Genomic DNA, 26,838 nt, shown 5'->3' on the forward strand with positions numbered 1-26,838 from the left:
TATGACAGATGCCCAAAGGTATTCCTCTCGGCTATCGCTCTAGCAGCTACCGTGCTGTTCTGGCTGTAAATCAATGAGTCTGGAGCCTAGTCGGATTCATGAGGGTGCAAGTCGATGAAGAAAACACGCAACTGGCACTCACTACCGGAGTATCAAGCCTTGCGGGCCCTCATGCAGGCAGGAACCACTGCCGCCGCTGCACGACAACTGGGCCTGTCTCAATCAGCCGTCAGCCGATCTGTTGGCAGTCTTGAATCCCGACTTGGGAAAATTCTGTTTGAAAGGGACGCGGGCAGACTACGCCCGACGCAAGAGGCCGTGCGATTGAACATGCGTCTCGACCCCTTGTTCGAGGCTCTCGACCGGATCGATGGACCGGGTGAAACCGTCCAGGAAACGTTACGCCTTGTCGCTCCTCCAAGTTATGCCCACCGCTATATCGTCACGCTCATCGCCAGTTTCATACGTGGAAATCCGGGTTTTTTGTGAACCTGGAGGTGACGACCTCAGACATGGTGACATTGGGCGTATTGGAAAACCGCTTCGACTTGGCGGTAACCGGGATTGAGCAAAGCCGCGCGGGGATCAAACTGATACCGTTCAGGGAATCGCCAGCAGTTTGCGTAATGCGACCCGAACATCCACTTGCCCAACGCAGTGCGCTCGCCCCCGCAGATCTGCATGAACAAGATCTGATTGCATTGACATATCGCCACGGCAGACGCGGGCAGCTTGATCGATTACTGCATCAGGTACGAGCGGAACCCAGAATTGTCGCCGAGGTTTCGACCTCGTTCGCAGCAGCCGATATGGCTCGGGAGGGCCTTGGGTTGGCTGTGATCAATCCCTTTCCGGTGTACATGTATCGATCACCGGACCTGACTTTTGTCCCGTTTGAAGCGCCCATGCGATATCGTGGTCACTTCGTCATTTCGGATCAAAGGCCGGTTCCTAGAATCGCCCGCGCATTCATGCGACATCTTCGGCTAAACACGCCATCGGACCCATTCTCCGATAAAAATTTATGAGGCGGTTGGGCTTACGACCCGGTTTGTTAAAACAAAAAAGCCGCTCCCTGTAGGAGCGGCTTTGATTTCACTGTCTCTGAGACGAGGATCAGGCGGCCAGGGCTGCCTGAGCTTTGGCGACGATCGCGCCGAACGCTTCCGGTTCGTGCACGGCCAGGTCAGCCAGAACTTTGCGGTCCACTTCGATACCGGCCAGGTTCAGGCCATTGATGAAGCGGGAATATGTCAGTGCTTCGTCATGCGAACGCACAGCAGCATTGATACGCTGGATCCACAGCGCGCGGAAGTTGCGCTTGCGATTCTTGCGGTCACGGGTTGCATACTGGTTGGCCTTGTCAACGGCCTGAGACGCAACTTTGAATGTGCTCTTGCGACGACCATAATAGCCTTTTGCGGCTTTGATGATCTTCTTGTGACGGGCGTGGGTTACGGTTCCACCTTTAACGCGGGACATCTCTCAAATCTCCTCTTAGCGGTCGTAGGGCATGTAGCCCTTGACGATCTTGGCGTCGGGGGCGGACAGGGTGGTGTTGCCACGGGCATCGCGGATGAATTTCTTGGTCCGCTTGATCATGCCGTGACGTTTGCCGGCCTGGCCAGCAAGGACCTTACCGGTCGCAGTCACCTTAAAGCGCTTCTTGGCGCTCGACTTGGTCTTCATCTTAGGCATTTCCGTCTCCTTTTCCGGGTTCGGTTTCAGACGCGACTCGGCATGCCATCTCGGCCGGTCACGCGATCAGAAGCGCCGTTTACGCAAGTTCGGTCATACTGGCAAGGGGGTTTGGGTCAGAATCTGCGATTTTCACGGGCAGACTGAGTACCGGGGCGACACGCGCCGCCCCGGTGGTATGGTTTAATGTTCGAATTTGCGGATTTCGCCGCTCTTCAACCGTTCTGCGTAGGACGCCAGCTCCTGGCGCACCACTTTCATCAGGAAGTAGAGCGCGAAGACGTTCACAACAGCCATCGCAAAGATCGCCGCATCCGAGAAGTCAATGACCGGCCCAAGGTTGGCCGCAGCGCCGATGACAACGAAGATGCAGAAGATGACCTTGAACACCAGCTCCTTGGTGTGACCCTCACCGAACAGATAAGTCCAGGCCTTGAGGCCGTAATAGGACCAGCTGATCATGGTCGAGAAGGCGAACAGCACCACGGCAATGGCCAGAATGAACGGGAACCAGCTGAACGCGCTGCCGAAGGCTGCCGAGGTCAGGCTGACACCGGTGTTACCATCAACAGTTGCAATCGCGTTACCCGCTTCGTTCAGCATGTAATTGCCGGTTTCCGGATCAACGATCAATTGCTGGGTGATGATGATCACCAGCGCGGTCATGGTACAGATCACGACCGTATCGATGAACGGCTCAAGCAGAGATACAAAGCCCTCGGTAATCGGCTCTTTGGTCCGAACAGCAGAGTGTGCAATCGCTGCAGACCCGACCCCTGCCTCGTTCGAAAACGCCGCACGACGGAAGCCCTGGATCAGCGCACCGACCATACCGCCTGCCACGCCGAGACCAGTAAAGGCACCCGCGAAGATCTGGCCAAAGGCCCACCCGATCTGATCCGCGTTCATCAGGATGATTACCAGCGCCGCAGCCACATACATCACGCCCATAAATGGCACGACTTTCTCGGTCACGCGTGCGATAGATTTCAGGCCACCCACGATCACTGCAAACACGATGCCCGCGAACACCAGACCGGTGATCCAACCGGGATAGTCTCCAACGATGCCTGCGATCTGCTGGTGCGCCTGGTTGGCCTGGAACATGTTGCCCCCGCCCAAGGCACCGAGGATACAGAAGATCGAGAAAAGAACCGCAAGGATCTTACCACCCGGCAGGCCCAGTTCGTTGAACCCTTTGGACATGTAATACATCGGACCACCGGAAACGGTGCCGTCCTCGTATTCGTTGCGATACTTCACGCCCAGCGTACATTCGGTGAATTTCGACGCCATGCCCAACAGACCCGCGACGATCATCCAGAAAGTCGCACCCGGCCCGCCGATGCCAACGGCAACCGCAACACCGGCGATGTTGCCAAGCCCAACCGTACCGGACAAGGCTGTAGCGAGCGCTTGAAAGTGGCTGACCTCACCCGCATCGTTCGGGTCAGAGTAGTCGCCTTTCACCAGGCTGATCGCATGGCTGAAAAAGCGCAACTGCACGAAGGCAAAATACAGTGTGAACACAGTCGCCGCTACAACCAGCCATCCCACGATCCAGGGGAAACCTGTCCCGGGGAAAGGTGCAAAAATAAAACTTACAAATGGCCCGGTGAAGTCTGCAAATGCCTGATTGATCTTGTCGTCCAGCCCAACCGCTTCCTGAGCGGCGGCAGGACTCGCAGCCAGAGCGGTAAGCGCAGCCAAACCAAGTTTGTTTTGAATACTCATCATCTACTCTCCCCTCAATTCACGACCGTGACGGGAACGTCGGCATGCATGACAAGGTTCTGCGTGGAGCTGCCAAACAGGCGCTTCTTGAACCCGTCAGCCGAAGCCCGACCAACAACGATCTGTGATCCACCGTTTTCGACCGTGATCGTGTTCAGTGTTTCGGCGACATCTCCGTGACGCACGATACCTTGGGCTTCGAATCCTGCTGCCTTTAGCGCTTCGACCGCTGGCGCGATGATCCGCGATGTAGCCAGCTCTACCTCTTCCTCGCGCCTCTTGTGGCGCATAGCATTTTCTTCCGGTGTCTGGAATGTGAAAGGCGACCATTCGATGACATAAACAACCAGCAGTTCGCATTCTCCGATACGTCCGGCCAAGTCTTTGGCGAAGGCGATTGCGCGTTCTCCGGTTTCTGTCCCGTCCAGTCCAATGACAATTTTCGTTGTCATGTCGTTCCTCCATTGTGGTTTGTTTGACCGGGGCCCGTGCCCCCGGCAGAGCAGCCGGAACCTGGAACTTGTTTGAGTAGACTGCCCTAGAGGCAAGTATCCCCAAAAACACGGAAAAACAGAGAAGTAATTTTGAAATGCAACCAACAATCGCTCATCTAGTTGAAATTGCTAATTTATTTCCGCCTAAATTTTAGGCAGATTGTAGGGTATCAATATAAATTGTTGATATTGGGTCGCAACTTAACCCGGATCGGTGTTGTAAATCAGCCGTTCATCACACGGAGCGATACGCAAGATGTTGGTCGTTCCAGGGACATTAAACGGCACGCCAGCGGTGACCACGATCTGATCAGTCTCGGCCGCAAAGCCGCCCGAACGAGCCGCGCGAGCCGCACTGACCACCGCGCCCTTGAACCGTTCCTGCTCGGGGGTCAGAACACAATGGCAGCCCCAGCTCAAGCAAAGCCTGCGTGCGGTGCCAGTGGCCGGAGTCATCGCAATTATCGGCACACCGGGACGCTCGCGTGCAGTAAGCAACGCGGTTGTACCACTTTGAGTGAAACAGCAGATGGCCTTGATGTCCGTCTTTTCCGCAATTTCGCGCGCGGCTGCCACGATTCCGTCCGCGATGGTCGTGCCCTTGGCAGTTCGTGAGGCCGCAATGATCTGGTGGTAGGTCGGATCCGCTTCAACCTCGATGGCGACCTTATTCATGGTCTGGACCGCTTCGATCGGATAGGATCCAGCCGCGGATTCAGCGCTGAGCATGATTGCATCGGTGCCTTCATAGATGGCGGTTGCCACGTCCGAAACCTCGGCCCGCGTTGGCATCGGACTTTCGATCATGCTTTCCAACATCTGTGTTGCAACAATCACGGGCTTCGCTGCAGTACGACACTTGCGCACCAGACGCTTCTGAATCGGCGGTACAGCTGAAACGGGCAACTCAACACCGAGATCGCCACGTGCAACCATGATCCCGTCCGAGGCATCAAGGATGTCATCAAAAGCTTCCACTGCGGCAGGCTTTTCGATCTTGGACAGGATCGATGCGCGACCATCTGCCAGCGCACGTGCTTCGAAAACGTCCTTGGCGCGCTGCACAAAACTCAGCGCTAACCAGTCCACGCCCAACTGGCAGACAAATTCCAGATCGTCGCGATCCTTGTCAGACAGCGCCGCCAACGGCAGAACCACGTCCGGAACATTCACACCTTTTCGGTTTGAGATCGTGCCACCTACTTCAACTGTGCAGTGGGCAAAATCCTGACCGCAATCCTGCACGATCAGACGAATCTTGCCATCATTGACCAGCAGGCGCGCACCCGGCTCCAAAGCAGCAAAAATCTCGGGGTGCGGTAGACAGACCCGGTTGATATCCCCCGCTGCCGGATCAAGGTCCAGACGAAACGCTGCGCCCTCTTCCAGCTCTTCTGCGTCATTGGCAAACACACCAACGCGCAGCTTCGGTCCTTGAAGATCGGCCAAAATTGCAATCGGGCTGTCCAGATCCTTTTCGATCTGCCGGATGATCCGATGCCGTTCGCGGATTTCATCATGACTGCCATGGCTCATGTTCAGGCGAAACACATCGGCCCCTGCCTCGTGCAGAGCGCGGATGGTGTCATAGTCGTTAGACGCCGGTCCCAGCGTCGCCACGATTTTCACATTTCTCAGGCGTCGCATTGATCAGGCTCTCCTTAAACGCACGAATGTTACCGCAAACATTGCTTGGGCCGCTTATTGCGCAATTCCCTTTCCAACGCAACTGTCCTACACCTGCGACAAACAAGATGACAGGCTCATGACTTATTCTCCGTTTTTTGTTCACGGCGCGGATCGGCCGTCGCGTTGGCTAATTACTTGCGACCATGCAACCAACATGGTCCCACCCGATATCAATGACGGGGACCTGGGACTGCCGCGCGAAGACATGGAACGGCACATCGCTTACGATGTGGGCGCCTACGAGGTGTCGAAGCATCTGGGCGAGATTCTGAACGCCCCAGTTATCGCGGCCAATTTTTCGCGCTTGGTGATCGACCCCAATCGCGGTGAGGATGATCCGACGCTTCTGATGAAGCTCTATGATGGTTCGATCATCCCAGGCAATCGCCACGCCGATACAGTTGAGAAGGAGCGGCGCCTGAACATGTGCTACCGTCCTTATCATGATGCGCTGGCACAGCTTGCAGGCCTGCCTCATGCGGTTATCGTCTCAATGCACTCCTTTACGCGCCAGCTACGCGGTCGCGATCCCCGACCCTGGCATATCGGCGTCCTGCACACTCCGGATGAGCGGTTCTCACGTCCGTTAATCAACCGACTGAATGCCGAGAGCGATCTGTGCGTCGGTGTAAATGAACCCTATACCGGCGTTCTACCCGGTGATGCGATCGACAAACATTGCACAGCATTTGGTCGACCCAATGCACTGATTGAGCTGCGCAACGATCTGATTGCGGATCACGAGGGGCAGCGCCATTGGGCCAACCGTCTGGCCGTTGCACTACAAGACGCGCTCGTCGAAAGCAGACTGTGACACAGTGACGTCGCAGATTGTTTTTTGTTCCTCCTAATGTTGGGAGCGCATTGGCCAATACCCATATATCAGGCGAAAGGAGACGACTATGACGCAGGAATTCCTGACGACTGTCTTCGGTTGGATGACGGTTCTGAACATCGGTGTTTTGCTCTTCAGCACCATGATGGTCTTGGCTTTGCAAAACTGGATTGCAGATGTGCATGGCAGAATGTTCCAGATGGAACGTGCCGACATAAAACGCGCTTACTTCCGGTATCTTGCGAACTACAAGATCCTGACCCTGGTTTTTTGCCTGGTGCCATGGTTGGCACTGAAACTCTCCTAAATACCGGATCGGCCAATTCAAAGGCCTTTGTATTCATTGTATCGAAGCCTGCGGATTGCTAGTTCAGCCTCAGAATGTAAAAACATCTACTCGGAGCCAGAATATGGACAAGCAAACCGAAATCGAACTTCAAGCCGCTGCGTTCCGTCGTTTGCAGCAGCACCTGATGAAAGACCGCACAGACGTCCAGAACATCGACATGATGAATCTGACCGGGTTTTGCCGCAATTGCCTGTCGCGCTGGTATCAGGAAGCCGCCAATGCAAAAGGCATTGAATTGGGCAAGGACGAAGCGCGCGAGATTTTCTATGGCATGTCCATGGATGAATGGAAGGCCAACTATCAGACCGATGCCAGCGCCGAAAAACAGGCCGCATTCAAGGTTGCGTTTGAAGAGAATGTGACGAAGAAGAGCTGACGCTCGACGCCGGAAAAAACCGCCTTCTCTGTGTAAACCTTCCACCGGGGATGATGCTGATCATTCGAACACGGGTTCACAATCAGTGACACCTCAGTGATCCGTAAAAACCCAACATGACGGTTTGTTCACGGCACCAACATCCTGTGAACCGACAACACCCTCGCAATATTTCGCGAGGGTGCAGGAATAACGGCAAATTGCGCCGCGCGTCGCATTTGAGTTCATACCATTGCTGGCAACGAGACTAGATATAACTACCTCTTCTAGATCGCCGCCTTGCGGCTTTCGTCCAGATAGATCTCGCGCAGACGTTTGGCGATCGGACCCGGTGTGCCATCGCCCAGCGCAACACCATCGATCTCAACCACCGGCATAACGAAAGCACTGGCCGAAGTGGTGAAGGCCTCATCGGCTTCTTTTGCTTCGTCTATGGTGAACAGGCGCTCTTCGACCTCCATCTGCGCCTCGGCCGCCATGCGCAATACCGCCTTGCGCGTGATGCCGTGCAGTATGTCGTTAGACAGCGGACGGGTGACGATCTTACCACTCTTGACGAAATAGGCGTTGTTGCTGGTGCCTTCGGTCACATAGCCATCTTCAACCAGCCACGCATCATCGCAGCCTGCCTTTTTGGCCATCATCTTGCCCATGGAAGGGTAAAGCAGCTGCACCGTCTTGATGTCACGACGGCCCCAGCGGATATCATCAATCGAGATGATCTTGGCACCCTTCTTCGCTGCCGGACTGTCTGCAAGGCCTGGTTTGTTCTGGGTAAAGAGAACAAGGCTTGGCTTTGTATCGGCGGCTGGGAAAACAAAATCCCGATCCCCGTCCGAGCCACGAGTGACCTGCAGATAAACCAGCCCCTCATCAATTCCATTCAATTCAACCAGTTTGCGGTGGATTTCCAACAATTCGTCCATGCTGCAAGGCTGAACGATATCGAGTTCATCCAATGAGCGCTTCAGACGTACGGCGTGGCCTTCAAAGTCGATCAGCTTGCCGTCCAGCACGCTGGTCACCTCGTACACAGCATCCGCAAACAGGAAACCCCGGTCAAAGATCGAAATGCTTGCTTCGGATTCAGGCAGGTATTCGCCATTCACATAGACGGTACGGGTCATGTCATTTCCTTTTGTTTCCGGGCTTCGCCCGTTCCTTACCCCCAGAGCGCCGCTTTGGGCGGGTGTACTCCGGCATCGTCAAAAATCAGCGGTGTATCGCGGTCTTCGGCCAACAGAAGCGGCCCGTCAAGGTCTGTAACCATCGCCCCCTGCGCCACCAGTGTTGCCGGGGCCATCGCAAGCGAGCTTCCGACCATGCAGCCAACCATAACATCATAGCCCTCAGCCAATGCGGCCTTGCGCAATTCTAGCGCCTCGGTAAGACCGCCGGTCTTGTCCAGTTTGATGTTCACCACATCATATTTGCCCTTGAGTGCGGGTAGGCTTGCCCGATCGTGACAGGATTCGTCAGCACAAACTGGCACAGGGCGATCCATCCCGATCAGGGCATCATCCTCACCAGCTGGTAAAGGCTGTTCGACCAGAGCCACGCCCAGGCGCACGAGATGCGGGGCAAGATCTGCATAGACTTCGGCAGACCAGCCTTCATTAGCGTCGATGATGATTTTCGACTTTGGCGCCCCAGCCCGGACAGCCTCGAGCCTCGGCATATCATCGGGTGTTCCCAGCTTAATCTTCAGCAAGGGGCGGAAAGCGTTTTCGGCCGCTTGAGCCCGCATCGCTTCGGGCGTGTCCAATGACAGCGTATAGGCTGTTATTTCAGGCCCTGGCGCAGCGATTTCAGCAAGCTCCCATGCCCGTTTACCCGCGCGTTTCGCTTCCAGATCCCACAGTGCACAATCCACCGCATTCCGCGCCGCGCCAGCAGGCAAAAGGTCCCTCAGGGAATAGCGCGAAAACACATCGGGTAGCCCGGCTATCTCGGCCTCGACCGACTCCAGTGTTTCGCCATAGCGGGCATAAGGTACACATTCGCCCCAACCATGGTGCACACCGTCCGAGATACGGACAGTCAAAACTTTTGCCTCGGTACGTGAGCCGCGCGAGATGGTGAATACCTGCGCCAATCGAAACACATCGCGAGAAACTTCAATTTGCACGCGCCTGCTCCTCTATTTTTTGACAAATACGCCCGCCGGCGGCGGATTGCTCCGCCTCCAGCGAGAGTGCTTAGATCACAGTGTGGCCAGCGCATCCACTAGTTTACCGGCTCCAAAGCGGTAGGGATCGGTCGCCGGGATGCCCATCTCGGTCTCAACCTTAGTGATATAGGCAAGCGCATCTTCTTCGCTCAGGTGCTGGGTGTTGATCGACACGCCTGCAACCTGACACTCTGGGTTTGCCACGCGCGCCAGCGGCAGTGCTGTGTCACGCAACTGCTCCAGCGTCGGCAGTGAATACTCAGGCAGTCCGCGCATATGGGTCCGGGTTGGTTCGTGGCACAGGATCAGCGCATCGGGCTGCCCGCCATGGATCAGCGCCATGGTCACACCCGAATAAGACACGTGGAACAGGGAACCCTGCCCTTCGATGTGATCCCAGTGATCCGGATCATTGTCCGGTGTCAGGTACTCGACCGACCCTGCCATGAAATCCGCGATAACGGCATCCAGCGGTACACCCTGCCCCGTGACCAGAATGCCCGTCTGACCTGTAGCACGGAACGTGGATTTCATACCGCGCTTGCGCATTTCGGCATCCATCGACATCGCCGTATACATCTTACCGGCAGAGCAATCGGTTCCAACGGCCAGGCACCGTTTGCCGGTACGCTTGCGGCCGTTTGCAATCGGGTAACCAACAGTCGGCACACGGACGTCGTGCAATGTGCATCCATGGGTCTGCGCAGCCGCAACCAAATCACCTTCGTCACGCAGCAGGTTGTGCAGGCCAGATGCCAGATCATAGCCCATTTCCAAAGCTTCAATCAGAACTTCTTTCCAAGCTTCGCTGATGATCCCGCCCCGGTTTGCAACACCAATGACGAGTGTCTTGGCACCAGCCGCTTTACCTTCGGCCAGAGTCATTTCCGTCAGGCCCAGGTCGGCATTGCAACCTTCCAGCTTGATTTGACCAACAGCATTCTCAGGACGCCAGTCCCGGATGCCAATAGCCACTTTGGCCGCCAACAAGTCGGGCGCATCGCCCAAAAACAATAGGTACGGTGTCTCGATCATCGCGCTGCACTCCTTTGATTCTGGCCTAAGCTAGAGAACCGATTTGACGAGGATTTCTCAAACTCTCCTTACAATCCGCCTTCTGACAGGATAAACTTGCACAATAATTTTAAAACTCGCAAAACTATTCGAAGTTTTCAAACTGATCAATCTTTGAGCATTCTTTTGTCGGTTTAAAATTCGAACATTCTGCACACGCATTGCCGCAGCTGCACAATCAAGCTTGCACAGCGCCACGCAATTTAATATCTCAGGCTCAGGAAAGAACGCAATTTCATTACTCAGACGAGGTTCAGATGAGTTTCCGCATCCAACCCGCCGCTCCGGCGCGCCCCAATCGCTGTCAACTGTTTGGCCCGGGCTCGAATACTAAGCTATTTCCCAAGATGGCCGCGTCGGCAGCGGATGTCATCAACCTGGATCTGGAAGACTCGGTGGCCCCGTCCGACAAGGATACCGCCCGCGCCAATGTCATCGAGGCGCTCAATACGGTCGATTGGGGCAACAAATACATGTCAGTTCGGATCAATGGGCTGGATACACCCTATTGGTACCGCGACGTGGTTGATGTGCTGGAACAGGCAGGCGATCGGCTGGATCAGATCATGATCCCCAAGGTCGGGTGTGCGGCGGATGTTTATGCGGTGGACGCGCTGGTTACTGCCATCGAGCGAGCCAAGGGCCGAACCAAACCCATCTCTTTCGAGGTGATCATCGAATCCGCCGCTGGCTTGGCGCATGTCGAAGAGATCGCAGCAGCATCCCCGCGTTTGCAGGCCATGAGCCTTGGCGCTGCGGATTTTGCAGCCTCGATGGGCATGCAAACAACCGGCATCGGCGGCACACAGGAAAACTATTACATGCTGCGCGAAGGCGAAAAGCACTGGTCCGACCCCTGGCACTGGGCGCAAGCCGCCATCGTCGCCGCCTGCCGTACCCATGGCGTGCTTCCGGTCGATGGCCCGTTCGGCGATTTTTCGGATGATGAGGGATATATCGCGCAAGCCAAACGCTCGGCCACACTGGGCATGGTTGGCAAATGGGCCATCCACCCCAAGCAGATTGCATTGGCTAATCAGGTTTTCACCCCGTCAGATGAGGCGGTGTCTGAAGCGCGCGAAATTCTAGCCGCAATGGAACAGGCAAAGGCCAACGGTGAAGGCGCAACCGTCTACAAAGGACGTTTGGTGGATATCGCCTCGATCAAGCAGGCCGAAGTCATTGTAGCGCAGTCCGAACTGATCGCGGCAGGTGGCTAACCTACGACGAAGAAAGGCGCTCAAACGAGCGCCTTTTATTTTGTATGATCAGCGGCCGAAGACGTCGTTGGGTGTCCAGGTAATCCTCTCACCCTGTTTACCCCATTTCATCATCAAGCAGGACGTACCGTATTTCTGAAAGTACTTGATGTTGAGAGGATACCAACCAGCTTTCGGCACTTCGACTTCGGTCCGTTGGTTGGCCTCACAGCCTTGGCGACCATTAACATATCCAATTTGCTGGCCACCGACCCACGCATCGATCCCGTCATTTGACCAGGTTTCAAGCTCGTATATCCCGGGTGAATCAAAACGAATATAACCCGTGATTTCCGCGGCAACATTGAAGGCTTCGTTGAAAGTCAGGACAGGATCGCCCTCATTCGTATCACGGTAGTCCAGTCCCCTAAGTGGCGCGCCGGGCTTGGCCTTCCTCAATAGTTGTTTAACTTTGCCGAGGTTTTGGATTTTGCGAGGCGGATTACCTTCCCAGCTATACTTTGCATTCAACCCCGCTTTTGGACTGGGTTGAGGATTTGCAGGCGTTAACTTCAAAGGTGCAGCCGTCGCCGCACCCGCAAAAACTGCTAAGACGGTAACAAGCGCTCCGGTCCGGAAAAATTTCATGGTCTTCTCCCTGAATTCGCGCCCGCTTGGGGATCAATCCCTGCCGACGACACTGTTGCAAAGACCTTAGGCTGTGAATTTTTGACCTGCAAGGTGGTTAGAATTCACTTTTTTGGCCTTTACGCGCGCATATCCTTGGGAGACCCCATTACCACGTATGAAGTAATCGAGGTCACATGCGGAAGCGTTCCCAATACCTCAGTATGGAAGGTTTTGTAGGATGCGAGGTCTGCACATTCGACCCGCAAAAGGTACTCGATCGTGCCTGTGATATTGTGACATTCGACCACCTCGGGCGCTTGCTGCAGCGCTTCTTCAAACCCTTCTTGGGCGGCCTTGGTATGCTCACCCAGCCCGACGCCGATATAGGCAACAAAGCCTATGCCTAAGGCTGTCGGGTTTAGAACTGCGCGATAGCCCGATATAACACCCGCGCGCTCCAACTCTTGCACCCGACGCAGACAGGCAGACGGCGACAGGCCAACGCGGTCGGCAAGATCGAGGTTGCTGATGCGACCATCTTGCGACACTTCTCGCAATATATGTTGATTAATTCGATCAACCTTCGTCATTTGTTGTGAATAATATTCTATTGCCGCACAAAAAAGCAATTTCATTCGTCGCGATTGGCGAGAAAATGCGTTCATGACATACGATATTCTGATGGCCCTGATCGTGTTCGCCCTTGTGTCATCGATAACTCCCGGGCCAAACAACCTCATGCTCATGGCGTCAGGCGCGAATTTTGGCTTCCGGCGAACGATACCACATATGTTGGGTATCGGGTTGGGCTTTACCTTCATGGTATTGCTGGTGGGCGCAGGGCTGGTTCAGGTTTTCGACCGATTCCCAGTTAGTTATACGGTGCTTAAGATCGCATCCGTCATTTACCTGCTGTATCTGGCATGGAAGATCGCACATGCAGCGCCTGTAAAGGGACAAGCAGCAAGCGGTACGCCGATGACGTTTTTTCAGGCTGCCAGCTTTCAGTGGGTCAATCCAAAGGCCTGGGCCATGGCGCTTACGGCAACTGCAGCATATGCGCCGGGACAAACGCTTGAAGCCATCATACTGGTTGCGCTGGTGTTCGGAGCGATCAATCTGCCATCGGTCAGCGTGTGGACGGTTCTGGGCCAACAAATGGCGCGGGTCCTGACCAACCCGCACCGCTTGCTGATATTTAACTGGACAATGGCCGTACTTCTTGTTGCCTCGCTCTACCCTGTTCTTTGGCCGCACTAAGTCATTTGAGCGGTAGGCAGATTTCGGTCAGCAGGTCCTCGGGCGCAGTTTCGCGCGGATCATTCAGATAGATTTCATAGCAAGGCTGATCCGCAGGCTCCTCGCCAGAATCGGGCAACCAATTTCCGAACAGTGTCTGATAGGCGGCGTGTATGCCGGAATACGGGCCTTTGTAGGTCAGAACCGCCGTCTTGCCGCCAGGGATGCTGAGGTCTTCCATCCCCTCCGGAATATCTTTGCCGCAGAATTGAGCCCCGGCAAAGCTGCGCAATTCATCTTCCTGCACGTCTTCGGGGCTGTCGAGATAGAGCCCGATCATCGGGCCGACCTGTGGCCACAGTTTTCGGGATTCGCATAGGGCACCAAAGGCCTCAAAACTGCGGCCAATCTCGGCATAAGCCCCTTTATGCGGAAGTGCTACGACACGGCGGGACGGTTCGGTGCGGGTTGTCACGGGATGCATGGGGTATTCTCCGGTTTTGAATTTTGGATGAGCCGGCAGAATCTGCCCCGCCTTGCGAAACACGGTGGGGCTGCTGCCGTAGGCCTCGGAAAAGGCTCGTGCAAAAGATTTCAGGTTCGGATAACCAATATCGGTCGCTATTTGCGCAACAGGCCTTTCCGACTGCACCAACCAACAGGCGGCGCGGTGCAGACGTATCCGGCGGGCAGCCTGCGCGCAGGTCTCGCCGGTGATTGCGCGAAACACGCGATGCCAATGAAATCGTGACATCGCCGCGACGTCGGCCAAGGCATCCAGCGACAAATCCCCAGCGGGATGATCGTGGATATAAGCCAACACGCGCAACACGCGATCTTCATAGCTGACAGCCATCGGTATCCTTCCTAAATCTTCGCCCGCCTGTCGTCGCATATTGTGAAACCACAAATCTTGCTGAGTTGCATCCGGGACAAGCATTAGTCATATAGCAGGGAACTTCCGCGTTGAGAGGCGTCATGACCCAGTATCTGGATTTCGAAAAACCACTGGCCGAGATTGAAGGCAAAGCTGAAGAGCTGCGCGCGCTGGCCCGCGCCAATGAAGAGATGGACGTGGCCGAAGAAGCTGCCGCGCTGGATGCCAAAGCCGCCAAGCTGCTGGACGAGCTTTATGGCGACCTCACGCCGTGGAGGAAATGCCAGGTCGCGCGGCACCCTGAGCGGCCTCATTGCAACGATTACGTAGATGCGTTGTTCACCGAATTCACACCTCTGGCCGGCGACCGGAACTTTGCCGACGATCTGGCGGTCATTGGCGGTCTGGCGCGGTTCAACGATCAACCGGTGATGGTGATTGGCCATGAAAAAGGCAGCGACACCAAATCGCGGATCGAGCGCAATTTCGGCATGGCCCGCCCCGAAGGCTATCGCAAAGCCGTTCGATTGATGGAGATGGCGGGACGCTTTGGCCTGCCAGTGATCACCCTGATCGATACAGCAGGCGCCTATCCCGGCAAAGGCGCGGAAGAGCGCGGCCAGTCCGAGGCCATCGCGCGTTCAACCGAGATGTGCCTGAAGATTGGAGTACCACTGGTTTCTGTCATCATCGGCGAAGGCGGATCGGGCGGCGCGGTTGCGTTTGCGACAGCGAACCGCGTGGCGATGCTGGAGCATTCGGTCTACTCGGTGATTTCGCCCGAGGGCTGCGCTTCGATCCTGTGGAAGGATGCCGAGAAGATGCGTGAAGCCGCCGAAGCGCTCCGTCTGACGGCTCAGGACCTGCACAAACTGGGTATCTGTGACCACATCATTCCAGAACCCAAAGGCGGGGCGCATCGCGACCGCCCTGCAGCGGTTGAATCCGTGCGGACTGCAATTGCTTCGATGCTGAAAGAGCTTGACGGAAAAGATGCGGCAGCCCTGATCAAGGACCGCCGTCAGAAATTCCTGGATATCGGCTCAAAAGGGCTGGCGGCTTAAGCCGTCAGCCTCCCAAAATCTGCAACAACGCCACTGAAGGCTGACCGGTTACGGACAGCCCGTTGGCGCGTTGATATGCGCTGATTGCGGCCTCGGTGTTTTTCCCGATCACTCCATCTGCACCCTGCGTGTCATAGCCCGCAGATGTCAGGCGGCGCTGTAGCTCTTTGCGATCGTCAAGCGTCAACCCGGTTGCGTCCGGCCCGAATGAGGCCTGGAACGGTGCCCCGCCCACGATCCGATCCGCAAGATGGCCAACACCAATCGCGTAGCTGTCCGAGTTGTTATAGCGCTTGATCACTTGAAAATTGCGGAACACCGCAATGCGTGGTCCGGGCGTCTGCGGTTGTAACACTGCCACCGGAGAGCCCGAGACTGTACCGACTTCCCCACCCCAAGGCTGACCCCGAACCCAACCGGCGCGCGACAGATACGCGGCGGTTGAGGCCAACGAATCTGCCGGATCTTCGGACCAAATATCGCGGCGTCCATCACCAGTGAAATCAACGGCATAAGCTAGATAAGAGGTAGGGATAAACTGGGTGTGTCCCATCGCTCCGGCCCAGCTGCCGGTCATGTTGGCTGGGGTTGTATCGCCCTCTTGAATGATCTTCAACGCCGCCACCAGTTGCTTTTCAAAGAACGCCCCGCGCCGCCCATCATAGGCCAGCGTCGAGGTCGCCGAGATCACCGGCACATCACCGCGCCGCGCGCCATAGCGGCTTTCTAGCCCCCACACTGCGACAACGATTTCCTTGTCGACGCCATATTGCGCTTCGATCTGCGACAGAGTCCCTGCGTGCCGCACAAGCATCTGTTTGCCGGTGCTGATCCGCTCGTCCGACGCGGCAATGGCCAGATAATCCTCAAGCGAGCGCTTGAACTCGACCTGATTGCGGTCGCGCTCGATCACGTCGGGCAAATATCCCGCCCCCTGAAAGGCGCGATTCAGGGTAGATTGAGAGATGCCCTGCGACGCTGCCCGGCCTTTGAAACCAGCAACCCACGCATCCCATCCAGCGTTCGGGACAGCACGCATTCGCGACGCTGGAGCACTGGTTGGCGCGCTGCCAGTTGAACAGGCTGCCAACAGCGTCGCCCCAAGCCCGATAGAAAAAGTTCTTCGATTGATCATGATTGAAATCTGCTCTTGTTGTGATTTGCTTTCAGGATAACGCAGCCCGCCCGTTCAGACCAGCAGAGCAGCATCTGAAAACAACCTGTCAATGAGATGGGCAACAAGCCGCTCAGGTTACGAGCAGGCGCAATCCTTGCGTCACGTCCGAGCGCACCGCCAATCTAAGACCTGGTTCATCCCCAGCCTTGAGCGCTGCGATGATCAAACGGTGGTAATGCGGCGGCTCAGTTCGTCGCAGCCGGCCATAAAGTGCCCGCATCGTGGGACCAAGCTGCAGCCAAACGGTCTCGGCCATTGCAAGCATCGCGGGGGCCTGTGCGCGCAGGTAAAGCGTCCGGTGGAATTCCAGATTGGAACGGATATAGCCAACCGCGTCGCGTTTAGTGACCATCTCGGCGACGGCCATGTTGATGCTTTGCAGCCGGTCAATCAGTGCCATGTGCGCGCGCGGCAGGGCACGACTGGCCAATTCAACCTCAAGCAGCGCACGCAATGCGGCCAACTCCTCGATCCGATCCCGTGTCAGTTCAGGGGTCGACACGCGGCCCGAGGTGGACAGTGACAGCGCGCCTTCCGCTGCAAGCCTCCGCACTGCTTCGCGCGCAGGCGTCATCGACACACCGAATTCCTTGCCTATACCGCGCAATGTCAACGCCTGCCCCGGAGCCATCTCACCATGCATGATACGAGACCTGAGTGATCGATACACTCGATCATGGGTCGCGGTGTGGGACTCGGCGGGGCGTGTGGTCAGCATGAGCTTATGTGATCACAAACTTTCCCGGCGTCAAGCGGCGGGTTCGAAGCGATAGCGGTGAAGTTCAGCCCCATTGTCGCGCAACCAGCGGCGGGCCTCTTTGTACGGGCCAAATATCCGCTCGACCTGCGCCCAGAAGGCGGGAGAATGGTTCATTTCGATCAGATGCGCCACTTCATGAGCGGCCACATAGTGCAGCACCTCAGGCGGTGCGAGGATCAGTCGCCATGAAAACATCAACGCACCAGCAGAACTGCAGGATCCCCAACGCGAACGCGTATCACGCAGCGTAATGCTACGATACGAACGACCCAACATCGCGGCATAGTCATCACACGCTCCGGTCAAACGATCGCGGGCAAGTTCTTTGAGAAACCGGGCGAGTCTCCGCGCCTCCGCCCCGGCAGGAACACCGATCTCGTCACCTTTCAGAAGCACCCGCCGACCTGAGATTTGAACGATTCGCCGTGCTTTTCCCTCTATTGATATGGATTGACCGAACTCAACGGTTTCCTGGTCTGGCCCGTCCTGAAGATGACCGCGAATCCAATCCTCTTTCTGATGCGCGAAATCCAAAGCCTCGGCTTCGGCGACACCTTTCGGGTAGGTCAGCGTAACCCGCCCATCCAATTGGGAAATCCTTAAACTGATCCGTCTTGCCTGCGCAGATTTGCGCAATGTCAGCGGCACCGGAGGGGTTCCAGGCAATGCATGTCGCCCCATGGGCCGATCTCCTTCGCGCAAAGGCTTTGACAGTGCCTGCCGCTTATGGCAGGTGACCTGAATCATTGATGAGATTCACCTGATATCAAGGGGATTTGATATGCCCAAGGAAGAATGGGGCGTAAAGCGTGTTTGCCCGACCACTGGTAAACGCTTTTACGACCTGAACAAGGACCCGATCGTCAGCCCCTATACCGGCGAGATCGTTGAACTGGAAACCGGTAAAAGCCGGATGATCGCGGCAGATGCCGAAGATGCGGCTTCGGTTAAAGCACGTGAAGCTTCGTCGGACGAAGATATCGTGTTGGATGATGACGACAACGTCGATGTCGAACTGGATGACGATCTGCTGGACGATGATGACGACAGCGACAACGTTTCGCTGGACGATATCAAGGACATGTCGTCAGAAGACGAAAACTGATGGGTTTCGAGGCAGCCCGGCTGCCTCATCCCAGTCCACCGGATTGGTTCGCACTTTTTCACCGAATCCGATTTTTGGACTTGCACTCTACGGCGACGTCTCATAAACGTCCGTCCACCGCTTTGGCGGTACCTGTATGGGGCCTTAGCTCAGTTGGGAGAGCGCTTGCATGGCATGCAAGAGGTCAGGGGTTCGACTCCCCTAGGCTCCACCAAAACCTAACTGATCCGCCACGCATAGTTCTTCCTTTTTGGCAGCAGGATTTTCCTTTGGGGCCGAAGCGGAACTCAGAGCCCGAAGCCGCAATCGATCAAGCCGCGCGCATATGCAAGCGCGGCACGCCGCCAACCGCGCAAACCGGACATTCCCACGCGCTTCTCAGATGGCAGGGCAGCGGACTGAGTGAACATTCGCTGCAATTGGACCTATGTCAGCTTCCTAGGCAATGGGGTCGTTTGTTGAGGCGACTTCTCGCCATCGTCTCGGGCGCGGATCTGGGCTTTGTGATCACCCCCCATCTGACAAGGATCGTGTTGGCAATCATCGGTGCACCCATCGCCGCAAATCTTATTCTGCGCTGGTCCAAACCTCGGGGTTGATCATGTGGATCGGAGCGCCTTCGGCATAGGCGTTCACCTGATCGAATATATCCGCGAATTGCAGATCGAACTCGTCCTCGGTGACAAAGCCGATATGCGGGGTCGCGATCAGCTTGGGATGCGACAATAGCGGATCGGTCGTATCGGTCAGTGGCTCGGTATCGAACACATCAATGGCCACTTTGCCAGGGCGACCGGCGTTCAGCGCCTCAAGCAAAGCGCCCGGAGCGATCAGCCCGGCCCGTGAGGTGTTCACAAACAGCGCCCCCGGCTGCATCTGTGCGAAATCCGATGCGGTGATGATCTCGCGCGTGTCCGGTTTCAGGCGCACATGGACTGAGACGACATCGCTGTCGGCAAAGAACGCTTCACGGCTGGGCGCGACCAGCGCGCCATCCGCCTGCGCGCGTGCCCGGCCTTCCTCAGACGACCACCAGACAACCTTCATCCTGAACGCCTCGGCATAACCTGCAACGGCGCGGGCAATGCGGCCATAACCATAGAGCCCCAATTGACGGCCCCGCAGCGTTTTGCCCACACCAGCCTGCCAGTGCCCTGCCTTGACCGAGGCCATTTGTGCGGGCAAGTCGCGCATCCCAGCCATGATTAACGCCCAAGTAAGTTCGGCTGCGGCGTAGGACGGCGTCCCACCATGCATGTTCGAACACAACAACATTCCGTGATCTGTACAGGCCTCAACATCGACATGAGGATAAACGCTGCGCTGGCTGATCAGTTTCAGCTTCGGCAATTTCTCCAGCAAGGCGCGAGTGACTTTGGTGCGTTCCCGGAACAGCACCAGCACCTCTGCATCCTGCAACCGCTCGGCCAGAACGTCAGTGTCTTCGACATGATCCGTCCATACCGTCACCTCATGACTGATGAGTTTTTCAAAGCAAGGCAGGCCACGCAGCGTGTCAAACCAGTCATCCAGAATATGTACGTTCATCGGCTTTCTATACCCTGACCGCAGGTCAGCTTTCTTGGGGTTGGTACAAAATGCGGAGCGTCGAGGGCGGCCAGCGCGTTCCGGACGCGTTCGCTTTGGTCCAGCAGATGGTTGAACTGCTCATCGCACCCAGCGATCGGTGTCGGGTACTCTGCCATATCCCGCCTTAGGACCGCTTGCGCCAACCTAAGTTCCTGACGCGCGATAGCGAGGCATTCCGAAAAGTCGTCCATCGTGTCCTCCAATACTGCATACCGTAGTATACCGCGTAGGCAGCACCTGATCAACTTCCGTTCCAGACAGATTGCGGCACATAAACATGCCCGTCCGCCAACTTGCGCGCGGTCCGTACTAGGCCCGCCGCGTCCACGGAGAACCCGTCGGTGGTGGAGAAGTCCACCAGCACGTCGATTTCGCCGGAGGCGTGCTCCAGCACGACTTCAGCCGGACTTGCAGTGGGGCGATCCAGCAAGCCGTCCGCCACTGTGCCAGGCGTCAGCGCGCAGGACGCCATGCATTGCGCGCCGGTGACCGCCATGGTCGGGTGGGTCTTCCACGGCATGAAATACCGCACCGCAAGCGTTCCGCCCTCTCTGGCAGGCGCGACGAGGCCGAATTTGGGAGTGACCGATTTGGACACATCCCCCATACCCATCCGATCCCCGGCCTCAATCCGAACAGCCTCCATCCGATCAAAAAAAGTGTGGTTGGCATCCAACTCCTCGGCGCTTTCATAGCCCGTCAACCCGAAGTCTGCGGCGCGGGCGATGACCATCGGCATTGCAACATCCATGCAAGTTAGTTCAACGCCCTGAACGGTATCGCGTAAGTTGCCCGTGGGCAGGAAAGCTCCGGTTGCCGAGCCCACCACACCCATGAAACTCAGCTGCACCGGCGCTGAATGGCCGGGTACACCAGCGATCTCCGCTTCGCCCTCATAGGTCAATTCGCCCTCGGGTGTATTCACCTTGGCCACGACCCGAGCCCCCGTATTGACGGCCCGAATGCGGATCTCAGTTTCATCGCCCTTTGGTACAAACAGTCCCATTTCGATGGCCGCAGGGGCAACGCCGGACAGGATATTGCCACACGTGGGCTTGAAATCGACCAGCTTGTCATCGACCGAGACCTGCGCGAAGAAATAGTCGATATCGGCCCAGTCATCCTCACTGACTGACAGCATCGCGACTTTCGTGGTCACCGCCGCGCCGCCGCCGATACCATCGATGTTCAGCGATTGCCCGGAACCAAGAGCGGCGATCAGCACCTCGGCCAGCGTGTCCAGATCCTCGGGCAAGTCCGAGCGGCGGAAATACGGACCTTTTGACGTGCCGCCGCGCATGAAGAGGTAAGGGATTGCGGTTTGGGTCATTTTGGATCCCTCACTTCAACGGCCAGGGCAGTCTGACCATGTCTTGCAACAGACCCGGCGGGAAATCGCGGTTCAGTGCGCCCGCCATCAGGCACATGAACCCAATGCCGCAGGCGGTCAGGATCAATGTCATCTGCCAACTGGCCCCGGCCCGGATGCGGAAAAACGCGATCAGGAAACCCAGCAGTGCGAGGATGAAGCCCACCACCCAGGTCGCAGCGATCAGGCTGGCGAACCATGCCAGTGTGGACCAAAGACCATGGGGCGCGCCAACATCCTCACCAGCGATTTCCTTGTCGGCAAAGATTGCGTCGCCCTCGGGCCGCCGCATCATCTGAATCAGCAGGATCACGCAGCAGAACAGAGACACACTACCGATCACCAGCGGGATGATCTTGTCAGTCATGTTGTAGTCAGGGATCATGTTGGCGTTGACCAAAGCGACGATCAGATAGGCCATGATCACCAGCAGAAAGATCAACGGCGCGCGTTTGTGCCCGGCCTGCACGTCACCCTCAGCCATGATCATCTTGGCCTGCCGGATGCCCAGAATGACCGAGACAACCGTAACAACGATCAGGACGATCACGATGGGGCTGAAGACATATTCCATGCCCTCGCCAAAGCTCTTGCGGAACCGGAACGAGGCGATCTGGAACGCCTGATTGGTGAACTTCTCGACCGGGTTCGACAGTACGAAGCCGATCAGAAAGGCCGGACGCGACCAGTCGAACCGACGCAGAAAGATGCCGATCAGGCCGATCACGAATAGGGCCAGCAGGTCTTCGAAGTTCTGTCCGGATTGAAAGGCCGCGAAGCTGATCAGCATGAACAGGAACGGGGCCAGATAGGTGAACCGGATCGTCGTCAGCTTGGCGATCCCGCCCGAGGCTGCGATGCACAGAATGGTGCCCACCACGTTGGCCAGCGCCAGCAGCCAGACGATCGAATAGGTGATGTCGAGATTGTCCTGGAGCATGCTCGGACCGACTTCGATATCCCCCGACCCCAGCAGAGCGACTGCACCGATAAAGATCGCCATCGATCCTGAGCCGGGGATGCCGAACAGAAGCGTCGGCACCAGACCGCCGCCTTCCTTGGCGTTGTTCGAGCTTTCCGGGCCGATGACCCCGCGCACTTCGCCTTTACCGAAATTGCTTTTGTCCTTGGTCGTTTGAACTGAGTGACCATAGGCAATCCAGTCGACAACCGAGCCGCCGAGGCCGGGGATAACCCCGACAATCACGCCGATGATCGAACATCGGACCGACAACCAGATGTTTGCAAACCAATCCTTCACGCCATCCAGCCATCCAGCGCCTAACGAAGCGCCTTTGGCAATCGACCGATCCTGCCGCAGCAGTGAGACGATTTCGGGAACGGCAAAGATACCCAGACCGACGATGACCAGCTTTAGACCATCCGTCAGGTAAGGAATGTCATAGGTCGCCATCCGAAGCGAGCCGCCGGCATCGGCCTCGCCAATCGTACCCACCATCAGGCCCAACCCAGCCGCGGCAACGCCTTTCAGTGGGATACGCCCGGCCAGAATGGCAACCATCGACAGGCCGAGAATGGTTATCATCAGCATCTCGGGCAGACCAAAGGCCAGGACGATGGGCCGCGCGATCAGGATGAACATAGTTAGGAAGGTCGCGCCAACGAGACCACCGAATAAGGATGACGCAAAGGCAGCAGACAACGCCCGCGCGGCCTCTCCCTTTTTTGCCATCGGGAAGCCGTCAAGCACGGTCGCCTGCGAAGCAGAACTGCCTGGTATCCCCATCAGAACCGAAGCAAATGTGTCCGAGGTCGGAACGACAGCGACCATTCCAATCATCAGAGCCAGACCCAGGATCGGGTCCATGCCGAACATGAAAGGCAGCAAAAGGGACAGGCCAGCGATACCGCCGAGCCCGGGAAAGACGCCCACGGCCAGCCCCATGACAACGCCGAGCACAAGATAACCCAGAACGATAGGTTGCAGGATCAGAGCCCACGCATCACCAAGCGCAGGAAGAGCGGTGGCGAAAACCTCCATAGCGGCCGCCTTTCATTCAATTTTGGTAGAATTCAGATGGCGCGGCTCTCGTGTGGGAGGGCACGCGCCGTGAAGGGCCAGCTTAGTTCAGCTCGACGCCGTAGGAGTCTTTAAGCCAGTTCAAGACATACTGCTTGGCGTTGTCATCCACGCTCGTTGCAGTTTGCAGCGCTGCCTTGGAGCCGTCGCCCACGAACACAGGGTATTTGCCTACACGCTTGGAGGAGATGTCCGCAAAGTCGCCACGCTCGGTCACCGCCTGGAAGGCCGCGGTATAGGCTTCAACCACCTCTTGCGGTGTGTCACCCGGCAAGAAGGCCAGTTTCTGAACAGGGAAACCCGCAACAAAGAAGGCTTTCCACGCGTCCCATGCCTCGCCGCTGGTTTCGCAGCCATCAGTTGCCTCGCAGACCTCTTTAAAGGTCGGAATGTCCGGGAAAGTCGGATCGCGTACGATATTGGCATCGGCATCCAGCGCACCCCACGTCATCATAGGCACGGCCTTACCGGCCTCGACCAGCGGCGCCGAACCGCCCAGATAACCCGAGGAGGTCTGGTAGTCGATATTGGCTTCACCACGCTCAAACATCAGGCGACCGTCTCCACGGCCTTTGATGCCAAAGACGGGCTCGACATTCATGCCCAGCATCTGCCACGCCAACAACGGCACGAGATCCAGACGGGTCGCACCCTGCGAGCCGTAGATGAAATTGGTATCCTTCAGGGCGTTCGCGGACCCGTCGAACTTGGCCCCGTCCTCGGCATTTAGATAAGCAACACCGCCGGTTCCGGACGCCATGACCGGAATCCAGTCGTTATACTCGTAGCGCACGCGCGGGTCGCTCAGCAGATAGGGAAACTGGGTTGAGCCAGATGTGCCAAACAGCAGTGTGCCGTCATCGTGGCTTTGCTCCTGAAACCAATTCGCGCCTTTGGTCGACCCTGCGCCGGGCATGAATTTAACCACAACGGTCGGCTGACCCGGCAGCGCCTCGGACAGAAGCGGTGCAAAGAAATTGGCCCATTTAGCAGACCCACCCGTTTCCGAGAACGGAATGACCCACTCGATGGTCTTACCCGAGAAATCGACCTCGGCAGCGGCGGGCGCGGCAAGTCCGGCGGCGGCGATCAGCCCCACGACGGCGCGGCGGGTGAAGTTGGAATTGGCCATTGGTTCCTCCCTGTTGACCAGACAACCACGTCGGCGCCCTCCGCGCCACAGTGATCGCAAATAGAACTGTGGGGTTGATTCCCCTTCCCATCTGTCAATCATGGAGCGCCAACCTTGCGTGAAACTTGCAGGAGCCCGAATGCGGATCGTCATCGTCGAGGATAATGAGACCCTCGCAAACGCTATTGCCTACCGCTTGCGTGATCGTGGTCATGCCGCAGATGTGCTGACGGATGGCGACGCGGCCGAGCTGTATCTGGTACAAGAGGGGGCGGACCTGATCGTTCTGGATATCAACTTACCGGGCCGGTCAGGGCTGAAAATCCTGCGTTCGCTGCGCAATCGGGGGGACAGCGCCCCCGTCATACTGCTGACCGCGCGCAGCGAAACGAGTGACCGGGTATCTGGTCTGGATATGGGCGCTGATGACTACCTGGTCAAACCTTTCGAGATGGATGAGCTTGAGGCCCGCATTCGCGCGCTGTCCCGCCGCAAACAACTGGACTACGGTGCGCGCGAGACCATCGGAGAGCTGGAGTTTGACCGAACTGCCCGGCAGGTCAGTGCAAATGGGCAGGTACTTGACGTGCCGCGCCGGGAAATGGCCGTACTTGAATGCCTGCTGGAACGACGCGGCAGGATTGTCCCCAAAAGCCAGTTGACTGATTACGTCTACGGTGTGGGCGCGGATGTCGAGGACTCTGCCGTCGAACCGCATGTGTCGCGATTGCGCAAGCGCCTTCAGAATCTTGGCATCCGGATCAAGACGGCTCGTGGCCTTGGATACCTGCTTGAGGTGCATAAGTGATCAGGCATGGTTCGCTCAGGCTTAGGCTGTTCATTCTGATCCTGACGCCTTTGGTGCTGCTCGCAATCCTGCTTGGATATTGGCGCTTCACTGTTGCCCAGCAAACAGCGCAGGAACTTTTTGATGACAGCCTGTTATCCGCCGGTCTGGCGATTTCGCGCGATGTGGCGGTGTCAGAGGGCGATGCCTTGTCGCCCACCACGCGCAGTTTAATCCGAGATGCATCGGGAGGAGAAATTTTCTATCACGTGACCGGACCCGGCGGCATCTACGTGACCGGGTACGCATATCCTCCGGCCTCAGCAAACCCGTCACAGCAGGATGTTTACCAACCGCAGTTCTTTGAGGCGGTCTATCGGGATGAGCCAGTGCGCGTGCTGAAAATGACCGAACGGGTCACGCTAGGGAATCTGGTGGGGGATGCGACGGTAACGGCATGGCAACGCATCGCGGACCGCAACGCCTTTGCCAACGAATTGTCGATCCGCGCAGCAATCCTGATGGGTATCCTGCTGGCCACGCTCGCCTTTGTCGTATGGTTCGGCGTCGCGCGCGGCCTGCGGCCGTTGCTGGATTTGCAGGACGCCATTGACCTGCGCTCACCCGACGACCTCAGCAAAATCAAACGTCCGGTACCGGTCGAAGTCCATGGCATCGTCCAGACCTTGAACAGGTTGTTTGGGCAGGTCGAACACAGCATCAACGCCCATCAGGTGTTTATCTCAGAAGCCGCGCATCAACTGCGAAATCCGGCAGCCGCGGTCCAGTCCATGGCCGAGGCGCTGCGAGATGCAAAAACGGATGAGGACAAGGACAAACGCATCGTCGAACTTGTGGCCGCGGCAAAGAATTCGGCCACGGTGGCGGAACAATTATTGTCGCTGGAACGGCTGCGGCAACCTACGCACCAGGAACAGATGGAAAAAACTGATTTCCGTTTGGTCGTGGAAGAGGCTTGTGCAGAGATGGGCGTGCACATCCTCGCGAAAGGTATCGACTTCGAGGTCACCATGCCGGACGCGCCGATCATGGTCTCAGGGGATCGCGTGTTTTTGACGGAAGCCATAAAGAACCTGCTGGACAACGCAGTTAAGCACGGTGGCCCTAAGTTGAGCCGAATTTCAGTTGTGCTGCGCTGTGACGGCGGGAATGTCAAACTAACGGTGGCCGATGACGGAACAGGTCTTTCGCCCGATCAAAGCGAAGCAGCGTTCAGTCGGTTTTCGCAGCTGGAGTATTCCGAAGGCAGCGGTTTGGGGTTGTCAATTGTCTCAGCGGTGGCGAAGCGCCATGGAGGAGAGGTTGCAATCAACCAAGTCGAAAGAGGAGCGAGCGTTACGCTTGAGCTTCCTATAGTCCTCTAATTCGTTTCGAAATTTAACTAGGAACCCGAAGCCCATCACGATCAAATTGCATTCTTTGCAAGTG

At 56.9% G+C, this 26,838-nt stretch carries 30 protein-coding genes and 1 tRNA gene; 12 read left to right on the forward strand and 19 right to left on the reverse strand.

Annotated elements, in window-relative coordinates; genetic code table 11:
* The first annotated feature begins 114 nt into the window (after nt 1-114).
* Together ACR0MQ_RS19010 and ACR0MQ_RS19015 are read left to right on the forward strand one after the other, a co-directional pair.
* Nucleotides 115-489, forward strand: a complete 375-nt coding sequence (locus tag ACR0MQ_RS19010) for a LysR family transcriptional regulator (protein ID WP_480610148.1) — start codon at nt 115-117, stop codon at nt 487-489.
* Nucleotides 490-497: 8 nt separating this feature from the next.
* Nucleotides 498-1,028: a LysR substrate-binding domain-containing protein gene (locus tag ACR0MQ_RS19015; RefSeq protein WP_480610150.1), complete on the forward strand. Its 531-nt coding sequence runs from the start codon at nt 498-500 to the stop codon at nt 1,026-1,028.
* An 88-nt stretch (nt 1,029-1,116) separates the two neighbouring features.
* Here ACR0MQ_RS19015 and rplT read toward each other — a convergent pair whose 3' ends face one another.
* The 5 genes from rplT to pyk all read right to left on the reverse strand — a co-directional run bounded on the left by rplT (nt 1,117) and on the right by pyk (nt 5,573).
* Nucleotides 1,117-1,482, reverse strand: coding sequence for a 50S ribosomal protein L20 (gene rplT, locus ACR0MQ_RS19020; protein WP_010443553.1), 366 nt, complete (start codon nt 1,480-1,482; stop codon nt 1,117-1,119).
* Nucleotides 1,483-1,497: 15 nt separating this feature from the next.
* A complete protein-coding gene (rpmI, locus tag ACR0MQ_RS19025; protein WP_010443552.1) occupies nt 1,498-1,698 on the reverse strand; it encodes a 50S ribosomal protein L35 in 201 nt (66 codons plus the stop codon).
* Nucleotides 1,699-1,881: 183 nt separating this feature from the next.
* Nucleotides 1,882-3,432 (reverse strand): alanine/glycine:cation symporter family protein, encoded by a 1,551-nt coding sequence (locus tag ACR0MQ_RS19030; protein WP_411353638.1) that lies wholly within the window; start codon nt 3,430-3,432, stop codon nt 1,882-1,884.
* 14 nt (nt 3,433-3,446) lie between these two features.
* A complete protein-coding gene (locus tag ACR0MQ_RS19035; protein ID WP_010443550.1) occupies nt 3,447-3,884 on the reverse strand; it encodes a universal stress protein in 438 nt (145 codons plus the stop codon).
* A 243-nt stretch (nt 3,885-4,127) separates the two neighbouring features.
* Nucleotides 4,128-5,573, reverse strand: coding sequence for a pyruvate kinase (pyk, locus tag ACR0MQ_RS19040; protein ID WP_170473948.1), 1,446 nt, complete (start codon nt 5,571-5,573; stop codon nt 4,128-4,130).
* A 118-nt stretch (nt 5,574-5,691) separates the two neighbouring features.
* Here pyk and ACR0MQ_RS19045 point away from each other — a divergent pair, with 118 nt between their 5' ends.
* The 3 genes from ACR0MQ_RS19045 (at nt 5,692) to ACR0MQ_RS19055 (ending at nt 7,175) form a co-directional block, all read left to right on the forward strand.
* Entirely contained in the window at nt 5,692-6,429 is a 738-nt protein-coding gene (locus tag ACR0MQ_RS19045) for an N-formylglutamate amidohydrolase (RefSeq protein ID WP_170772156.1), read from the forward strand.
* An 88-nt stretch (nt 6,430-6,517) separates the two neighbouring features.
* Nucleotides 6,518-6,757 carry a DUF6868 family protein gene (locus ACR0MQ_RS19050; protein ID WP_010443547.1) on the forward strand — a complete coding sequence of 80 codons (240 nt, stop codon included), beginning with the start codon at nt 6,518-6,520 and terminating at the stop codon, nt 6,755-6,757.
* Nucleotides 6,758-6,860: 103 nt separating this feature from the next.
* Nucleotides 6,861-7,175 carry a DUF1244 domain-containing protein gene (locus tag ACR0MQ_RS19055; protein WP_170772158.1) on the forward strand — a complete coding sequence of 105 codons (315 nt, stop codon included), beginning with the start codon at nt 6,861-6,863 and terminating at the stop codon, nt 7,173-7,175.
* Nucleotides 7,176-7,441: 266 nt separating this feature from the next.
* Here the strand turns inward: ACR0MQ_RS19055 and ACR0MQ_RS19060 are convergent, their stop codons facing one another.
* The 3 genes from ACR0MQ_RS19060 to dgcN all read right to left on the reverse strand — a co-directional run bounded on the left by ACR0MQ_RS19060 (nt 7,442) and on the right by dgcN (nt 10,380).
* On the reverse strand, nt 7,442-8,302 hold the full coding sequence (locus ACR0MQ_RS19060) for a D-amino-acid transaminase (protein ID WP_170772160.1): 861 nt from the start codon (nt 8,300-8,302) through the stop codon (nt 7,442-7,444).
* Between the two features lie 35 nt (nt 8,303-8,337).
* Entirely contained in the window at nt 8,338-9,303 is a 966-nt protein-coding gene (gene dgcA / locus ACR0MQ_RS19065) for an N-acetyl-D-Glu racemase DgcA (RefSeq protein ID WP_170772162.1), read from the reverse strand.
* A gap of 75 nt (nt 9,304-9,378) precedes the next feature.
* The gene (gene dgcN / locus ACR0MQ_RS19070) at nt 9,379-10,380 is read right to left on the reverse strand and encodes an N-acetyltransferase DgcN (RefSeq protein WP_170473935.1); all 1,002 of its coding nucleotides are present in this window, start codon (nt 10,378-10,380) and stop codon (nt 9,379-9,381) included.
* A gap of 296 nt (nt 10,381-10,676) precedes the next feature.
* Here dgcN and ACR0MQ_RS19075 point away from each other — a divergent pair, with 296 nt between their 5' ends.
* Nucleotides 10,677-11,639, forward strand: coding sequence for an L-malyl-CoA/beta-methylmalyl-CoA lyase (locus ACR0MQ_RS19075; protein WP_170772164.1), 963 nt, complete (start codon nt 10,677-10,679; stop codon nt 11,637-11,639).
* Nucleotides 11,640-11,687: 48 nt separating this feature from the next.
* On the opposite strand, the gene ACR0MQ_RS19080 is transcribed toward ACR0MQ_RS19075, so the two are convergent.
* Nucleotides 11,688-12,266 (reverse strand): PA14 domain-containing protein, encoded by a 579-nt coding sequence (locus ACR0MQ_RS19080; protein ID WP_170772166.1) that lies wholly within the window; start codon nt 12,264-12,266, stop codon nt 11,688-11,690.
* 119 nt (nt 12,267-12,385) lie between these two features.
* Nucleotides 12,386-12,838, reverse strand: a complete 453-nt coding sequence (locus tag ACR0MQ_RS19085) for an Lrp/AsnC family transcriptional regulator (RefSeq protein ID WP_480610155.1) — start codon at nt 12,836-12,838, stop codon at nt 12,386-12,388.
* A gap of 73 nt (nt 12,839-12,911) precedes the next feature.
* Here ACR0MQ_RS19085 and ACR0MQ_RS19090 point away from each other — a divergent pair, with 73 nt between their 5' ends.
* Nucleotides 12,912-13,508 (forward strand): LysE family translocator, encoded by a 597-nt coding sequence (locus ACR0MQ_RS19090; protein WP_170772170.1) that lies wholly within the window; start codon nt 12,912-12,914, stop codon nt 13,506-13,508.
* Between the two features lies 1 nt (nt 13,509).
* Here the strand turns inward: ACR0MQ_RS19090 and ACR0MQ_RS19095 are convergent, their stop codons facing one another.
* The gene (locus tag ACR0MQ_RS19095; RefSeq protein ID WP_170547210.1) at nt 13,510-14,343 is read right to left on the reverse strand and encodes an AraC family transcriptional regulator; all 834 of its coding nucleotides are present in this window, start codon (nt 14,341-14,343) and stop codon (nt 13,510-13,512) included.
* Between the two features lie 122 nt (nt 14,344-14,465).
* On the opposite strand from ACR0MQ_RS19095, the gene ACR0MQ_RS19100 reads away from it, so the two are divergent.
* Nucleotides 14,466-15,428 (forward strand): acetyl-CoA carboxylase carboxyltransferase subunit alpha, encoded by a 963-nt coding sequence (locus tag ACR0MQ_RS19100; RefSeq protein ID WP_480456068.1) that lies wholly within the window; start codon nt 14,466-14,468, stop codon nt 15,426-15,428.
* 4 nt (nt 15,429-15,432) lie between these two features.
* Here ACR0MQ_RS19100 and ACR0MQ_RS19105 read toward each other — a convergent pair whose 3' ends face one another.
* The 3 genes from ACR0MQ_RS19105 to ACR0MQ_RS19115 all read right to left on the reverse strand — a co-directional run bounded on the left by ACR0MQ_RS19105 (nt 15,433) and on the right by ACR0MQ_RS19115 (nt 18,046).
* Nucleotides 15,433-16,563, reverse strand: a complete 1,131-nt coding sequence (locus tag ACR0MQ_RS19105; RefSeq protein WP_480610158.1) for a lytic murein transglycosylase — start codon at nt 16,561-16,563, stop codon at nt 15,433-15,435.
* 112 nt (nt 16,564-16,675) lie between these two features.
* Nucleotides 16,676-17,323 carry a GntR family transcriptional regulator gene (locus tag ACR0MQ_RS19110; protein WP_029622256.1) on the reverse strand — a complete coding sequence of 216 codons (648 nt, stop codon included), beginning with the start codon at nt 17,321-17,323 and terminating at the stop codon, nt 16,676-16,678.
* A gap of 30 nt (nt 17,324-17,353) precedes the next feature.
* The gene (locus ACR0MQ_RS19115) at nt 17,354-18,046 is read right to left on the reverse strand and encodes a M48 family metallopeptidase (protein ID WP_319546044.1); all 693 of its coding nucleotides are present in this window, start codon (nt 18,044-18,046) and stop codon (nt 17,354-17,356) included.
* A 100-nt stretch (nt 18,047-18,146) separates the two neighbouring features.
* Here ACR0MQ_RS19115 and ACR0MQ_RS19120 point away from each other — a divergent pair, with 100 nt between their 5' ends.
* Together ACR0MQ_RS19120 and ACR0MQ_RS19125 are read left to right on the forward strand one after the other, a co-directional pair.
* Nucleotides 18,147-18,470, forward strand: coding sequence for a TIGR02300 family protein (locus tag ACR0MQ_RS19120; protein WP_010443532.1), 324 nt, complete (start codon nt 18,147-18,149; stop codon nt 18,468-18,470).
* A gap of 138 nt (nt 18,471-18,608) precedes the next feature.
* A tRNA-Ala gene (locus ACR0MQ_RS19125) sits at nt 18,609-18,684 on the forward strand.
* Between the two features lie 353 nt (nt 18,685-19,037).
* Here ACR0MQ_RS19125 and ACR0MQ_RS19130 read toward each other — a convergent pair.
* The 5 genes from ACR0MQ_RS19130 to ACR0MQ_RS19150 form a co-directional block, all read right to left on the reverse strand.
* Nucleotides 19,038-20,018, reverse strand: a complete 981-nt coding sequence (locus tag ACR0MQ_RS19130) for a D-2-hydroxyacid dehydrogenase family protein (RefSeq protein WP_480610160.1) — start codon at nt 20,016-20,018, stop codon at nt 19,038-19,040.
* Nucleotides 20,015-20,251, reverse strand: coding sequence for a hypothetical protein (locus ACR0MQ_RS19135; protein WP_480610162.1), 237 nt, complete (start codon nt 20,249-20,251; stop codon nt 20,015-20,017). The genes ACR0MQ_RS19130 and ACR0MQ_RS19135 overlap by 4 nt, the downstream gene beginning before the upstream one ends.
* Before the next feature lie 50 nt (nt 20,252-20,301).
* The gene (locus ACR0MQ_RS19140) at nt 20,302-21,390 is read right to left on the reverse strand and encodes a 4-oxalomesaconate tautomerase (RefSeq protein WP_480610164.1); all 1,089 of its coding nucleotides are present in this window, start codon (nt 21,388-21,390) and stop codon (nt 20,302-20,304) included.
* Nucleotides 21,391-21,400: 10 nt separating this feature from the next.
* Nucleotides 21,401-23,431, reverse strand: coding sequence for a tripartite tricarboxylate transporter permease (locus tag ACR0MQ_RS19145; RefSeq protein ID WP_480610166.1), 2,031 nt, complete (start codon nt 23,429-23,431; stop codon nt 21,401-21,403).
* 82 nt (nt 23,432-23,513) lie between these two features.
* Entirely contained in the window at nt 23,514-24,602 is a 1,089-nt protein-coding gene (locus ACR0MQ_RS19150) for a type 2 periplasmic-binding domain-containing protein (protein WP_170429916.1), read from the reverse strand.
* Between the two features lie 139 nt (nt 24,603-24,741).
* On the opposite strand from ACR0MQ_RS19150, the gene ACR0MQ_RS19155 reads away from it, so the two are divergent.
* Complete coding sequence (locus ACR0MQ_RS19155) at nt 24,742-25,410, forward strand: response regulator transcription factor (RefSeq protein WP_170406634.1); 669 nt, start codon at nt 24,742-24,744, stop codon at nt 25,408-25,410.
* Nucleotides 25,407-26,774, forward strand: coding sequence for a sensor histidine kinase (locus ACR0MQ_RS19160; protein WP_480610168.1), 1,368 nt, complete (start codon nt 25,407-25,409; stop codon nt 26,772-26,774). Before ACR0MQ_RS19155 ends, ACR0MQ_RS19160 begins: the two co-directional genes overlap by 4 nt.
* Nucleotides 26,775-26,838: the final 64 nt, after the last annotated feature.

It is taken from the genome of Ruegeria sp. AN6 (assembly GCF_056540425.1).

Excerpts from the sequence above, each read along its gene's own strand:
- ACR0MQ_RS19075 (WP_170772164.1), top strand. The coding sequence starts at position 10,677 with ATGAGTTTCCGCATCCAACCCGCCGCTCCGGCGCGCCCCAATCGCTGT.
- ACR0MQ_RS19045 (WP_170772156.1), top strand. The coding sequence starts at position 5,692 with ATGACTTATTCTCCGTTTTTTGTTCACGGCGCGGATCGGCCGTCGCGT.
- ACR0MQ_RS19085 (WP_480610155.1), bottom strand. The coding sequence starts at position 12,838 with ATGACGAAGGTTGATCGAATTAATCAACATATATTGCGAGAAGTGTCG.
- dgcN (WP_170473935.1), bottom strand. The coding sequence starts at position 10,380 with ATGATCGAGACACCGTACCTATTGTTTTTGGGCGATGCGCCCGACTTG.
- ACR0MQ_RS19050 (WP_010443547.1), top strand. The coding sequence starts at position 6,518 with ATGACGCAGGAATTCCTGACGACTGTCTTCGGTTGGATGACGGTTCTG.
- ACR0MQ_RS19100 (WP_480456068.1), top strand. The coding sequence starts at position 14,466 with ATGACCCAGTATCTGGATTTCGAAAAACCACTGGCCGAGATTGAAGGC.
- ACR0MQ_RS19155 (WP_170406634.1), top strand. The coding sequence starts at position 24,742 with ATGCGGATCGTCATCGTCGAGGATAATGAGACCCTCGCAAACGCTATT.
- ACR0MQ_RS19030 (WP_411353638.1), bottom strand. The coding sequence starts at position 3,432 with ATGAGTATTCAAAACAAACTTGGTTTGGCTGCGCTTACCGCTCTGGCT.
- ACR0MQ_RS19105 (WP_480610158.1), bottom strand. The coding sequence starts at position 16,563 with ATGATCAATCGAAGAACTTTTTCTATCGGGCTTGGGGCGACGCTGTTG.
- ACR0MQ_RS19140 (WP_480610164.1), bottom strand. The coding sequence starts at position 21,390 with ATGACCCAAACCGCAATCCCTTACCTCTTCATGCGCGGCGGCACGTCA.
- ACR0MQ_RS19055 (WP_170772158.1), top strand. The coding sequence starts at position 6,861 with ATGGACAAGCAAACCGAAATCGAACTTCAAGCCGCTGCGTTCCGTCGT.
- ACR0MQ_RS19135 (WP_480610162.1), bottom strand. The coding sequence starts at position 20,251 with ATGGACGACTTTTCGGAATGCCTCGCTATCGCGCGTCAGGAACTTAGG.
- ACR0MQ_RS19090 (WP_170772170.1), top strand. The coding sequence starts at position 12,912 with ATGACATACGATATTCTGATGGCCCTGATCGTGTTCGCCCTTGTGTCA.
- ACR0MQ_RS19115 (WP_319546044.1), bottom strand. The coding sequence starts at position 18,046 with ATGGGGCGACATGCATTGCCTGGAACCCCTCCGGTGCCGCTGACATTG.
- ACR0MQ_RS19150 (WP_170429916.1), bottom strand. The coding sequence starts at position 24,602 with ATGGCCAATTCCAACTTCACCCGCCGCGCCGTCGTGGGGCTGATCGCC.
- ACR0MQ_RS19130 (WP_480610160.1), bottom strand. The coding sequence starts at position 20,018 with ATGAACGTACATATTCTGGATGACTGGTTTGACACGCTGCGTGGCCTG.
- ACR0MQ_RS19060 (WP_170772160.1), bottom strand. The coding sequence starts at position 8,302 with ATGACCCGTACCGTCTATGTGAATGGCGAATACCTGCCTGAATCCGAA.
- ACR0MQ_RS19120 (WP_010443532.1), top strand. The coding sequence starts at position 18,147 with ATGCCCAAGGAAGAATGGGGCGTAAAGCGTGTTTGCCCGACCACTGGT.
- ACR0MQ_RS19080 (WP_170772166.1), bottom strand. The coding sequence starts at position 12,266 with ATGAAATTTTTCCGGACCGGAGCGCTTGTTACCGTCTTAGCAGTTTTT.
- rpmI (WP_010443552.1), bottom strand. The coding sequence starts at position 1,698 with ATGCCTAAGATGAAGACCAAGTCGAGCGCCAAGAAGCGCTTTAAGGTG.
- rplT (WP_010443553.1), bottom strand. The coding sequence starts at position 1,482 with ATGTCCCGCGTTAAAGGTGGAACCGTAACCCACGCCCGTCACAAGAAG.
- ACR0MQ_RS19010 (WP_480610148.1), top strand. The coding sequence starts at position 115 with ATGAAGAAAACACGCAACTGGCACTCACTACCGGAGTATCAAGCCTTG.
- ACR0MQ_RS19145 (WP_480610166.1), bottom strand. The coding sequence starts at position 23,431 with ATGGAGGTTTTCGCCACCGCTCTTCCTGCGCTTGGTGATGCGTGGGCT.
- ACR0MQ_RS19110 (WP_029622256.1), bottom strand. The coding sequence starts at position 17,323 with ATGCTGACCACACGCCCCGCCGAGTCCCACACCGCGACCCATGATCGA.
- pyk (WP_170473948.1), bottom strand. The coding sequence starts at position 5,573 with ATGCGACGCCTGAGAAATGTGAAAATCGTGGCGACGCTGGGACCGGCG.
- ACR0MQ_RS19095 (WP_170547210.1), bottom strand. The coding sequence starts at position 14,343 with ATGGCTGTCAGCTATGAAGATCGCGTGTTGCGCGTGTTGGCTTATATC.
- ACR0MQ_RS19035 (WP_010443550.1), bottom strand. The coding sequence starts at position 3,884 with ATGACAACGAAAATTGTCATTGGACTGGACGGGACAGAAACCGGAGAA.